Genomic DNA, 12,867 nt, shown 5'->3' on the forward strand with positions numbered 1-12,867 from the left:
TGCGATGAACGCGCCGCGGTGCATCAGTTAGACCGCGTGGTCTTCATCGCGGGTAAACCCTGCTTCTACAGACGTGGGCAGGGTTTATTTTTAGTCAAGCAGGTTAAACATCTGCGCCCAGACCAATGAACCCGCCACTATCCAGCAACCATTGGCCATTGTGAGCTTCGCATTGGCCGCCCCCTTGGGATCGCGCTCGCAAAAGTTAATGGCTTTCTGAGTACGTCCCCACAGGAAATACATACCGGTCATACATATTGCGCTCTTGGCTAAATCAAGTAGCGGATCCAGTGACGGCACCAAAGATACCAACGCAAAGCACACCAGCATGGTCGCATTCACAGTGGGAGACCATGCGAATTGGCGCCCTGATGCAAGTATCTGCTCATCTACCCGTCGAAATAACGCATGCAGGAAAAATATCCCGAAGGCCGCTCGTAGAAACGGAATGACATTAGCCCCCGTCGCCGCTTTGTAATTGCGCCAATGGATATACAGGCAATAGGTCAGATAAAGGCCAAAGGTAAAAAAACTCATCACTATCAGTTTTGTTACCGAAACCACAAAGAACGCTGGCGGATTTCCCGATTCAGCATCCAGTCCCTCTGACGCAAGCTTCCCTTCATTCAACATCGTAAACATCCTTAAAAAATCGGATCGACATCGAGCCCGTTTCAAAAGCAAAAAGCTGCCATCCATCTCCGCACTCTCCGTGTGAAATGTCGCCCTCTCTTGAAGTCCCTCGCTGTTCTACCCACCCATCACCCTCACCTATTTTGCTATCCACCCCCACTCCAGCCTCCTAGACTCGGCCCATTCCTCTACCGGTAGGCCGTCATGTCCGAAACCTTGCTCAGCTCCCGCAACCTGGCGTTCGAGCTGTATGAAGTGCTCGATGCCCAAGCCCTGACCCAGCGTGAACGCTTCGCCGAGCATTCTCGTGAGACGTTCGACGCTGCATTGAGCACCGCCAGGGCCCTCGCAGAAAAGTACTTCGCCCCGCATAACCGCAAGGGCGATGAAAACGAGCCGCGCTATGAAAATGGCGAAGCCATCTTGATCCCGGAGGTCAAGCCTGCGGTCGATGCCTTTCTTGAAGCCGGCTTTCTGAATGCGGCCCGTGATTTCGACGCCGGCGGCATGCAACTACCGACACTGCTGTCGCAAGCCTGTTTCGCTCACTTCCAGGCCGCCAACATCGGCACCGCGTCCTATCCGTTCCTGACCATGGGCGCTGCCAACCTGATTGAGAGTTTTGGCAGCGAAGCGCAGAAGCGCCGCTTTCTGCAGCCGATGATCGAGGGCCGCTTCTTCGGCACCATGGCCTTGACCGAGCCCCATGCCGGCTCGTCACTGTCGGATTTGCGCACCCGCGCCGAACCTCATGAAGACGGCACCTATCGCCTGCGCGGGAACAAGATTTTCATCTCTGGGGGTGATCACTCGCTGTCGGAAAACATCGTGCACATGGTGCTGGCCCGCCTGCCGGATGCACCGCCTGGTGTGAAGGGTATTTCGCTGTTTATCGTGCCCAAGTTCCTGGTCAACGACGATGGCAGCCTGGGCCCGCGCAACGATGTGCTGCTGGCCGGGCTGTTTCACAAGATGGGCTGGCGCGGCACCACGTCCACCGCGCTGAACTTTGGCGATAACGGTAACTGCGTCGGCTACCTGGTGGGCAAGCCACACCAGGGCCTGAGCTGCATGTTCCAGATGATGAACGAAGCGCGTATCGGCATCGGCATGGGCGCGGTGATGTTGGGTTACTCCGGTTACCTGTATTCGTTGGAGTATGCCCGCCAACGACCGCAGGGCCGCCTGCCCGACAGCAAGGACCCGACCACCGCGCCGGTAGCCATCGTCGAGCACGCCGACATCAAGCGTATGCTGTTGACCCAGAAAGCCTATGTCGAAGGCGCCTTCGACCTGGGCCTGTATGCCGCACGCCTGTTCGACGACACCCAAACGGGCGAGACCGAGCAAGACCGGGAGCAAGCCGTACAGCTACTCGATTTGCTGACGCCTATCGTCAAGTCCTGGCCCTCGGAGTTTTGCCTGAAGGCCAACGAACTGGCGATCCAGATTCTCGGCGGCCACGGCTACACCCGCGAGTACCCTGTGGAGCAGTATTACCGCGATAACCGCCTGAACCCGATCCACGAAGGCACCCACGGCATCCAGTCCCTGGACTTGCTGGGCCGCAAATTGGCGCAGAACGAGGGTGCGGGGCTCAAGCAACTGCTGCGGCTCATGGGTAGAACCTGTGCGCAAGCGTCCGGTCACAGCAGCCTGGATGAGCTGCGTGAGCCGCTTGAAAAGCTGGTGGAACACCTGCAGAGGGTGACGCTTGCGTTGCTGGGAGATCTGGCGACGGGCAACGTCGGCACCGCCCTGGCCAACTCAGCGCTTTACCTGAATGCATTCGGCCATACCGTGATTGGCTGGCGCTGGCTGGTGCAAGCCATCCGCGCGCAGGAAGGCTTACATGAGGGCTCGCAGGCCGATGCGGCTTTCTATCAAGGCAAGTTGCAGGCCGCCCGGTACTTCCTGACGTGGGAAGTGCCGGGCTGCCACCATACCCTCAATCTGCTGCTGGACCGGGATAACACCTGTGCAAGCATGCACGACGACTGGTTCTGAGTTACGCCGGGAAAAATCGATCCAGCAACGGTCGGGCGTCCTCGCCCAGCCGTTGCAGATAGCGAGCCCGATCGAAGACTTCACCGGTTCGCAAGTCGTAGAAGACGCTCGCTGCCGAACTACCGACTTCCTTGAGCCCTACCTCCATGATCCGATAGCCCGCCCCGGTTACCTCTTTCAAGCTCACGATCTGGAAATAAGCACCCGGTAAAAACAGCGACTCAACCTCATTCGGCGTCTTTGAAAAGGGCGCGACCGGGTAAGCACTGAAATACTGTTCTGCATCAAGCTTGAAAATCACCGAGCTCGGATCGAAATGAGCCTGCGCGGCCTCCTCAATGGCATCCCCGGCGTGGCTGCTGGCAAAGCGGCGGGCAACATAGGGGCTCTCGCTGAAAGAGGCAATGTCGGTATTGACCAACACATCGCCCACTTTCAAGCGCCCCGAGCGAAACACCAGCCCTGAAGTTCCGCGCAAGCCCGAGCCACCTCGATACAACGCTACGTCGTCGTTGGTTTCAATTTCCTCAAGCTCATCGGCCAGGTTTTCGATGTCTCGAACGACATCCTGATTAACGTGACGGGTCCCCCGTCGCAAGAAGCCATTGAACGCCTCATCGTCATCGGTATAGAACAGGATGGCTTCGCTGTGGTAGCGCCCGTCCGCGGTCACATACACTCGATGTGGCTGACCGTGGCTGTCGATAAACACATCGCTTTCAAGGGCAGCGTGCGGCGGTAACTTCAGTGCCTCGATGGCTTGCTTCTGCCTTTGCAGGGCTTGATTGGCAAAAGCCGTCTGGCCATCGGGGTCTGGCGCAATATAACGATCCCAAAATGCCGAAGGTCCGCTGTCCGGGCTTGGGAACGGCCGGGCACGACCGGTCTTCAAATAGATATCCAGCTCCGGCGGGCAAAGCAGTTTGTCGCGCAGTGAAGTCGCCACATGCAAACGCAACTCCTGGGCTTGGGGGGGAGGAAAGTCATAGGCACCCAACACGTAGTCGGCACCGCCTGCGTTAGGGAAGGCTTGGGTGATGATGGCCTCGGCGGTTTCATCACCGCCCTTTAACGCCAGGGGCTTGAGCAATCGCCATTGCCCTGCGGTGTCCATGGCCACGGGCCTGCCGGAAAAAAAACCATACAGGTTGTCGGGGTCGACGATTTCAACGGCTCGCAGCGAAGGGTTATAACGCACGCGATAAGGCAGGTGATCCATCTCGATATAAGCGCTACTGTCTCGCTGCAGGTACGCCCCGCGCAAAGGCCCCTGCATCACAGGCTGGCGTTGATCAATGACGACATTAGCCTCCAGGCCATGCAGGGCCTGCTCGATCACCGATCGGTCTTCCCATGCCCAACTCGCCGGCAGGCCCTTGTGCGCACCACCTGACAATAGAAAGAACCCGTTGAGTAGCACATCAACACTGCCCGCAATGGCTCCGATCACGCCGGCTCGACGCTGCTGGGCAGTGGCGCCATTGACGGCCTGATCGATGTTCAGCGCCACACTGGCAATACCCGCCCCCACCACCGTCAATGCCACCGGCCATGCCGCCGGAGCGGCCGCACCGGCAATGGAAATGAAGGCCGCCAAGTATCCGATCCACAGTTGCTTGTCGAGCTGCCAGTTGGACACCAGCAATCGCTTGGCATCGGCTTGCATCTGCTGGCGCGCGCATTGGCCAAGGTAGGCGAACACATCCCCGACAATCCTGATACCCGGCGTCAAGCGATACGTCTGTGCAGACTGCAGCGCCTGATGATCACTCAGCGCAAAATGCTCGATAAAGGCCACTGACGTTGATTGCGACGCCAGCCATCCGCCGAGTGCCGCGGCATCTTCAAAGACACGAAAAGCCGGCTGCCCTGCGGGCATATACAGAATTTCCCTACCTTCCCGGTCAGCAATCCTTATCAAGTCCAAGGCGGTCACCCCATTCAGGACGACCGATTGCATCCGAATGGCGTCACTTGCGGGCACTACCGCCGATAAAGCTTCCAGGGTTGGATAACAGGTTTTACCGGTGACCATCAGCACCTTGTGCAAGTCGGCATCGGTCAGGTGACTGGCCTGGTAATCCCTAAGCGCGCTTCCAAGGAACGCCGCGCGCGCAAGCAACGTGAATTCATCGGTGTGGGCATTCCAGAAGTCCGCCAGCGTTTCGCGGTACTGCGCGGCCAGGTCCAACGCCCAGAAGTCATGCAGCACATCGGCTGCAAGCAATCGTACTTCGTTGAGCTCGTTGTAGCGCGTGGCACTGGCATCGGCCAAGTAGAAACCGCCGTACAAGCCCAGCTCATCCACATTGTCCTGATCGCTGACACGAAAGCGCTGCATCATCAGTTGCACAAAGGTGAGGCTCTGCTCGGGATGGCCGACATGCTCCCAACCGGTGAAGGATCTGCTGCTGCTCTGCGCATTACCAAATCGATGCCACCAGACCTTATCCGGGTCCAGTACCTGGCCGGTATGCTTGAGTAGCAAAGTATGTGCGGCGGTGCTGACCACCTGATGAAGGTCGGGAAAGGCTTGTGCGAAACGACGCGCAATGCCCCGCAGCTTCTCACCCTCTGCGCCGCTGCCGACAGGGGAAATCTCGTTGTTCATACGCTGGGCTCCGTGGATTCAAAGAGCCCCGACTAGACCATTGCGCCCACTTCGCCAGGCAGCAACTATCTATCGCATGACCAGACGGTTACACCGGTTTGAAAAAGCTTTTGACGCACCAACAATCGCTCAGGTTAGAATCGTTTGGCACGCGCACTGCATACCGTGCCCTGCGCTGCCCCCCTTCCTGGAGTACTGCCTTTGAATGCGACCTTCATCAACAGCCTGTTCTTGATCGGCGCGTTGCTGGTGGGTGCAAGCATTCTGGTCAGCTCGCTTTCTTCGCGGCTCGGCATCCCTATTCTGGTCATTATCCTCGCCGTCGGCATGGCGGCGGGGGTTGATGGCGGCGGCATCATTTTCAACAACTACCCGACGGCCTATCTGGTCGGCAACCTGGCGCTGGCAGTCATCCTGCTCGATGGTGGCTTACGCACGCGAGTTGCCAGTTTTCGTGTGGCGCTCTGGCCAGCCTTGTCGCTGGCCACCATTGGCGTTTTGATCACCACCGGCCTGACCGGGATGATGGCGGCGTGGTTGTTCAACCTGAACCTGATCCAGGGCCTGCTGATCGGGGCCATCGTCGGTTCGACTGACGCTGCGGCGGTGTTTTCCCTGCTCGGCGGCAAAGGCCTGAACGAGCGGGTCACGGCGACCCTTGAAATCGAATCCGGCAGCAACGACCCGATGGCGGTGTTTCTCACCGTCACCCTGATCGACATGATCGCCAGCGGCGAGACCGGCCTGCACTGGAGCCTGCTGACCCACCTGCTCCGGGAGTTCGGCATCGGCGGCTTCATGGGGTTGGCCGGCGGATGGTTGATGCTGCAATTGGTCAACCGCATCAACCTTGCAGCTGGCCTGTATCCGATCCTGGTCATCAGCGGTGGCTTGCTGATCTTCGCCTTGACCAACACCCTGCACGGCAGCGGTTTTCTGGCGGTTTACCTGTGCGGCCTGGTCCTGGGCAACCGGCCGATCCGCAGCCGCCATGGCATCTTGCATATGCTCGACGGCATGGCCTGGCTGGCGCAGATCGGCATGTTCCTGGTGCTGGGGCTGCTGGTCACTCCCCATGATTTGTTACCCATCGCCTTACCGGCCCTGGGCCTTGCACTGTGGATGATTCTGTTTGCCCGACCGCTGTCGGTGATGGTCGGGCTGCTGCGTTTCAAAGCCTTCCATGGCCGAGAAAAAGCCTTTATTTCCTGGGTAGGCTTACGCGGCGCGGTTCCGATCATCCTGGCCGTGTTCCCGCTGATGGCCGGGTTGCCCGACGCGCAGCTGTACTTCAACCTGGCGTTTTTTATCGTGCTGGTTTCGCTGCTCGTGCAAGGCACCAGCCTGCCGTGGGTGGCCAAGCTTCTGAAGGTGACCGTGCCCCCGGATCCGGCGCCAATCTCCCGCTCGGCCCTGGAAGTCCACGTCACCAGCGAGTGGGAGCTGTTCGTCTACCGTCTTGGCGCCGAAAAATGGTGCATCGGCGCAGCCCTTCGCGAGCTGAAAATGCCCGAAGGCACGCGCATTGCGGCACTGTTTCGTGGCGAGCAATTGCTCCATCCGTCGGGTAGTACTACGCTCGAAGTCGACGATTTGCTCTGCGTGATCGGCCATGAACACAATTTGCCAGCCTTGGGAAAACTGTTCAGCCAGGCGCCACAGCGTGGGTTGGACTTGCGCTTTTTCGGCGACTTTGTGCTCGAAGGCGACGCAGAACTGGGGGCTGTGGCGGCGCTGTACGGCTTGAAGCTCGACGATCAAGACCTACACATGCCGCTGAGCCAGTTCATTGCCCAGAAGGTGGGCGGTGCGCCAGTGGTCGGTGACCAGATCGAGTGGAACAGCACCATCTGGACCGTTGCTCTGATCGAGGGGAACAAGATCCGCAAAGTGGGCGTCAAATTCCCCGACGGAACGCGACCCGGCCCCGGTTTATTCCTCTAAACTGCCAACCTTTCTCGAGTTGTACGATTTTTAACCTATGCCCACTCTGCTCAATGTCATTGGTGCAGCCCTGCTCGGGCTGTGCGCATCGGTAGCTTCAGTACAGGCCGCCGAACCCCCGACCAGTCCCGCCGTGCAAACCAGCCTGGACAAGATCGCCGAGCGCAAACTGCCCGAGACCGATCAGAAAGCGCTGCGAGGTGTGCTGGAACAAACCCTGACCTTTCTCGGCACCAAGGAAGACAGCGAAAAGCGCCTGGCCGCCCTCAAGCAACAACTGAGCGAAGCGCCGCGCAAGACCGCCGAGAATCAAAAAGAGCTGGAGCGCCTGAAAGTCACCAAGGTGGTGCCTGTCTCCCAGCGCTATGCCAACCTGGATGTGCCGCAGCTGGAACAAGTGCTCAGCGAGCGCAACATCCAGCAAGGGGCGCTGCAAAAGTCCCTGTCAGATGCCAATACCCTGGCCATCACCGCCCAGACCCGCCCCGAGCGAGCCCAGGCCGAGATCAGCAGCAGCCAGACGCGCATCCAGCAGATCAACACCATTCTCAAAGCGGGCAAGGACAGCGGCAAAATCATCACGGCCGACCAACGCAACCAGCTCAACGCCGAGTTGGCCTCGATCAATGCACTGATCAACCTGCGCCGCCAGGAATTGGCCGGCAACGGTCTGCTGCAGGACCTGGGCACCACCCAGCACGATCTGCTGGTCGCCCAGACCAGCCGCCTGGAGAAGGAAATCCAGGACTTGCAGACGCTAATCAACCAAAAGCGCCTGGCTCAATCCCAACAAACGGTGACCGAGCAATCGCTGGAAGCGCAAAAGTCCGGCGGCAGCAGCCTGCTGGCCACCGAAAGCGCTGCCAATCTCAAGCTTTCCGACTACTTGCTGCGCAGCACCGACCGGCTCAACGAGCTGACCCAGCAAAACCTGCGCACCAAGCAACAACTGGACAGCGTGACCCAGGCCGACCAGGCCCTGGATGAACAGATCAGCGTGCTCAAGGGCAGCCTGTTGTTGTCCAAGATTCTCTACAAACAAAAGCAGGCTCTGCCGCACCTGAAGGTCGACCGCGACCTGGCCGACCAGATTGCCGATATCCGCCTCTACCAGTTCGAAATCAACCAACAACGCGAACAAATCAGCAGCCCCAGCGCCTATGTCGACAAGCTGCTGGAAAGCCAGCCCAGCGAGCAAGTCACGCCACAACTGCGCAAAACCCTGTTGGAGCTGGCCGTTACCCGCAGCGACTTGCTTGAGCGCCTGAACCGCGAGCTGAGTGCCCTGCTCAACGAATCGATCACCCTGCAACTGAATCAGAAGCAACTGCTGAGCACCGCCCAGGGCCTGCGCGCGACCCTCGACGAGCAGATGTTCTGGATTCCCAGCAATAAGCCACTGGACCTGGAATGGTTGCAGACCATCCCCAAACGCCTGACCGCCCAAGTCAACACCTTGCCCTGGTTTTCGAGCCTGAACGAGCTGGCCGACGGCCTGTCGCAACGCCCCCTATTGTTCCTGCCACTGTTGCTGGTGATCGGCACCCTGTTGTGGAAGCGCAAGTACCTGCATGAACGGCTAAGCAAGCTGCATCAGGACATCGGCCACTTCCGACGCGACAGCCAGTGGCACACGCCGCAGGCGATTCTGGTCAATATCCTGCTGGCCATGCCGGTGGCGCTGGGGCTGGCCTTGTGCGGCTATGCCCTGCAGATAGACGCACGCGGGCAAAACGCCAACCTCGGCGCCGCGCTCTTGCAAGTTGCCCAGGCCTGGTTGGTGTTCTATACCGCCTATCGCGTGCTGGCACCGGGTGGCGTGGCCGAGCTGCACTTTCGCTGGGAGCGCCGTCAGGTCGAGTTCCTGCGCGGCTGGATCCGTCGCCTGGGGAGCGTAGTGCTGGCCTTGGTGGCCGTGGTGGCGATAGCCGAACTCCAACCTTCGGCGCTGGCCGACGACGTGTTGGGCATCGGCGTGGTGTTGGCGTGCTACGCCCTGATGGCGTGGTTGCTAAGCCGTTTGCTGATCAGCAGCCCGACCCACGAAAACGCCTCGTTATTCCGCAAGGCGGTCGCGGTGGTCTTCACCGCCCTGCCCATCGCTTTGTTTATCGCCGTGTGCTTCGGCTATTACTACACGGCCCTGAAGCTGACAGACCGCCTGATCGACACCCTGTACCTGCTGATGTTCTGGCTGGTGATCGAAGCGGCTTTCGTTCGCGGCCTGAGCGTGGCTGCACGGCGCCTGGCCTATCAGCGCGCCCTGAGCAAACGCCTGGCCGCCAAGGAAAACGGTGACGGCGAGGCTGCGGTCGAAGAACCGGCCCTGGACATCGAGAGCGTCAACCAACAGTCCCTGCGCCTGATTCGCCTGGCCCTGCTCGGTTGCTTTATCGGCGCCCTGTACTGGGTCTGGGCCGACCTGATCAGCGTGTTCGCCTACCTGGACAACATCACCCTCTACGAATACACCAGCGGCACCGGTGCCAGCATGAGCATGGTGCCCATCAGCCTGTCCGACTTCCTCGGTGCGCTGCTGATCGTGGGTATTACCATCGCCCTGGCCCGCAACCTGCCGGGCCTGCTAGAGGTGCTGGTGCTGTCACGACTGAACCTGGGCCAGGGCAGTGCCTACGCCACCACCACGTTGCTGTCTTATGTAATCGCCGGGGTGGGTTTTGTCTCGACGCTGTCCACTCTCGGGGTGAGCTGGGACAAGCTGCAATGGTTGGTCGCCGCATTGTCTGTAGGCCTGGGTTTCGGCATGCAGGAGATCTTCGCCAACTTTATCTCCGGCATCATGATCCTGTTCGAGCGCCCAGTGCGCATCGGTGACACCATCACCATCGGCAACCTGTCGGGCACGGTCAGCAAGATCCGCATCCGTGCCACCACCATCACCGACTTCGATCGCAAGGACATCATTGTCCCGAACAAGACGTTCATTACCGGGCAACTGATCAACTGGTCGCTGACCGACACCATCACCCGCGTCACCCTGAAACTGGGCGTGGACTATGGCTCGGACCTGGACCTGGTGCGATCCCTGCTGCTCAAGGCCGCCCAGGACAACCCGCGAGTCCTCAAGGAGCCAGCGCCGATCGTCTACTTCCTGAACTTCGGCGAAAGCACCCTGGACCACGAACTGCGTATGCACGTGCGTGACCTGGGCGACCGCAACCCGGTGCTCGACGAGATCAACCGCTACATCAACAAAGAGTTCAAGAAGCAGCAGATCAACATCTCCTTCCGGCAGATGGAGGTGTACCTCAAGAACATGCAGGGCCAGGAATACAAGATGGTGCCGGTTGAAAGCATGGACAGGACGGTGCTCCCGATCGAGCCGGTCGATGCCAAGCAGAACCCGGCTGCGCCTGCCACCAAGCTCGACTGACTGGACTTCAGGCGCCGTGCCCCAGCAGAATGCTCAAGTATTCTGCTGGAGCCGGCCATTGAAAGCCCTCGACGAACTGACCTTCGATAACCGCTTCGCCCGCCTGGGCGATGCGTTCTCCACCTCGGTATTGCCCGACCCCATCGCCGAACCGCGGCTGGTGGTGGTGAGCGCGGCAGCCATGGGCCTGCTTGACCTGGAACCAACCGAAGCCTATTCCCCCACCTTTGCCGAACTGTTCAGCGGCCACAAGCTGTGGGCCGAGGCCGAGCCGCGGGCGATGGTGTATTCGGGGCATCAGTTCGGCTCCTACAATCCACGCCTGGGCGACGGACGTGGGCTATTGCTCGGGGAGGTGGTCAATTCCAAGGGCGAGCACTGGGACCTGCACTTGAAGGGCGCCGGGCAAACGCCTTATTCGCGCATGGGCGATGGCCGCGCGGTGCTGCGTTCCTCGATTCGCGAATTCCTGGCCTCCGAAGCCTTGCACGCACTCGGCATTCCCACTACCCGCGCCCTGTGCGTAGTTGGCTCCGACAGCGTGGTCTGGCGGGAAACCCAGGAGCGCGCCGCCATGGTCATGCGCCTGGCGCCCAGCCATGTACGCTATGGGCATTTCGAGTATTTCTATTACACCCGCCAACCGGAACAGCAGAAGATCCTCGCCGAGCACGTGCTCAACGAGCACTTCCCCCATTGCCTGGGCGAGCCTGAACCTTACCTGGCGATGTTCCGCGACATCATCGAGCGCAACGCCGAACTGACCGCCAAATGGCAGGCCTACGGTTTTTGCCACGGCGTAATGAACACCGACAACATGTCGATCCTGGGCATCACGTTCGACTATGGCCCGTTCGCCTTCCTGGATGACTTCGACGCCAACTTCATCTGCAACCATTCCGATGATCAGGGCCGCTACAGCTTCAGTAACCAGGTCCCGATTGCCCATTGGAACCTGAGCGCACTGGCGCAGGCACTGACACCCTTTATCAGCGTTGAGGCGTTACGCGAAGCCCTGGGCATGTTCCTGCCACTTTATGAGGCCCATTACCTGGACCTGATGCGCCGCCGCCTGGGTTTCACCCAATCTGAAGAAAGCGACAAGCCACTCATCGAGCGGCTGCTGCAACTGATGCAAAACAGCGGTGTGGACTACAGCCTGTTTTTCCGTCGCTTGGGTGATCAAGCAGCCGAGCAGGCGGTACAACGGCTGCGCGATGACTTTGTCGATCTCAAGGGCTTCGATGCCTGGGCGGCGGATTACCTGGCTCGGGTCGGTCGTGAAGACGAAGCCGACAACGCCACCCGCACTGCGCGGATGCACGCGGTCAACCCGCTTTACATCCTGCGCAACTACCTGGCACAAAACGCCATCGACGCGGCGCAGCGCGGCGACTACGAAGAAGTCCGCCGCCTGCACACCGTACTCAGCCGCCCCTTCGAGGCCCAGGCGGGGATGGACGCCTACGCCGAGCGGCCGCCAGAATGGGGCAAGCATCTGGAGATCAGTTGTTCTTCTTGAGCGTCCGTATTTCTGGGCCTGACTTCGGGCGGGCTCAGAAAAACGCTTCGACCGGTACATCGAATCGTTCAGACAACCATCGCACCTGGCGCAAATTCAATTGGCGCTTCCCCGCCAATATTTCTGAAACGACGGACTGTGTCCCAAGATCAGGCAAATCCGCCTGCTTGAGCTTGTGTTCATCCATCAGATATCGCAGGGCTTGTGCGCCGCTGACAGGTGGCATCGGCCGATGCTCTCGGTCGTAGGCTGCAACCAGATCGCCCATCTGCAGCAACAACCCAGCCAACGGATGGGACTCATCCTCGCCCATGAGTGACAGTAGCTCGTCGATAGACTCCACCAAGGCATCGTATTCGGCTTCCGTCTCAGGCTTATGCAACAACGGCGCGATATAGTGCCAGTGCTTGCTCGCCTCTTTGATCAGAGAACTCATCGTGTTCCCTCCTTCCACTTACCCTTGTCGTACTCGACATGATCCAGAACATGCTTGATGTACAGCCGCTGCGCGCTGTAGTGAACTACTGCGATCAAACGCACTTTGTTCCCCCCGATATCGAAAACATGCAGTGCCCCAACCTTATCGGTTGCAGGGAAAATTGCCTTCATCGCCGCGAAATCCTTTGGGCGCACCGCCTTGATCAATCGATACCAGCTGTCCAGCGCGTTGGCCACATGGGGCCATTTTTCCTTGGACTCCCAAATGCGTTTTTCCGTAATTACGTGCATGCAGGCTTCCATATCGCAATTTGCTAT

Annotated in this window: 8 protein-coding genes; 4 read left to right on the forward strand and 4 right to left on the reverse strand. The window is 59.5% G+C overall.

Annotation, left to right across the window (positions count from 1 at the left end; all coding sequences use genetic code 11):
• Positions 1–90: 90 nt before the first annotated feature.
• Positions 91–633 (reverse strand): hypothetical protein, encoded by a 543-nt coding sequence (locus tag AC3IX4_RS26755; protein ID WP_489258305.1) that lies wholly within the window; start codon positions 631–633, stop codon positions 91–93.
• A gap of 204 nt (positions 634–837) precedes the next feature.
• On the opposite strand from AC3IX4_RS26755, the gene AC3IX4_RS26760 reads away from it, so the two are divergent.
• Positions 838–2,640, forward strand: a complete 1,803-nt coding sequence (locus tag AC3IX4_RS26760; RefSeq protein WP_489258306.1) for an acyl-CoA dehydrogenase — start codon at positions 838–840, stop codon at positions 2,638–2,640.
• A 1-nt stretch (position 2,641) separates the two neighbouring features.
• On the opposite strand, the gene AC3IX4_RS26765 is transcribed toward AC3IX4_RS26760, so the two are convergent.
• Positions 2,642–5,251, reverse strand: a complete 2,610-nt coding sequence (locus AC3IX4_RS26765) for a dermonecrotic toxin domain-containing protein (protein ID WP_489258307.1) — start codon at positions 5,249–5,251, stop codon at positions 2,642–2,644.
• A 201-nt stretch (positions 5,252–5,452) separates the two neighbouring features.
• Between AC3IX4_RS26765 and AC3IX4_RS26770 the strand changes: the two genes are divergently transcribed.
• From AC3IX4_RS26770 to selO, 3 genes are read left to right on the forward strand one after another with little or no spacing between them, the layout of a single operon-like run.
• Positions 5,453–7,195: a potassium/proton antiporter gene (locus AC3IX4_RS26770; protein ID WP_489258308.1), complete on the forward strand. Its 1,743-nt coding sequence runs from the start codon at positions 5,453–5,455 to the stop codon at positions 7,193–7,195.
• 37 nt (positions 7,196–7,232) lie between these two features.
• The gene (mscK, locus tag AC3IX4_RS26775; protein WP_489258309.1) at positions 7,233–10,589 is read left to right on the forward strand and encodes a mechanosensitive channel MscK; all 3,357 of its coding nucleotides are present in this window, start codon (positions 7,233–7,235) and stop codon (positions 10,587–10,589) included.
• 58 nt (positions 10,590–10,647) lie between these two features.
• The gene (selO, locus tag AC3IX4_RS26780) at positions 10,648–12,111 is read left to right on the forward strand and encodes a protein adenylyltransferase SelO (RefSeq protein WP_489261377.1); all 1,464 of its coding nucleotides are present in this window, start codon (positions 10,648–10,650) and stop codon (positions 12,109–12,111) included.
• A 34-nt stretch (positions 12,112–12,145) separates the two neighbouring features.
• Here the strand turns inward: selO and AC3IX4_RS26785 are convergent, their stop codons facing one another.
• Both AC3IX4_RS26785 and AC3IX4_RS26790 read right to left on the reverse strand, forming a co-directional pair.
• Positions 12,146–12,547 carry a helix-turn-helix domain-containing protein gene (locus AC3IX4_RS26785; RefSeq protein ID WP_489258310.1) on the reverse strand — a complete coding sequence of 134 codons (402 nt, stop codon included), beginning with the start codon at positions 12,545–12,547 and terminating at the stop codon, positions 12,146–12,148.
• Positions 12,544–12,840: a type II toxin-antitoxin system HigB family toxin gene (locus AC3IX4_RS26790; RefSeq protein WP_489258311.1), complete on the reverse strand. Its 297-nt coding sequence runs from the start codon at positions 12,838–12,840 to the stop codon at positions 12,544–12,546. Before AC3IX4_RS26790 ends, AC3IX4_RS26785 begins: the two co-directional genes overlap by 4 nt.
• Positions 12,841–12,867 lie beyond the last annotated feature (27 nt).

This window comes from Pseudomonas sp. KH_021, assembly GCF_057838865.1.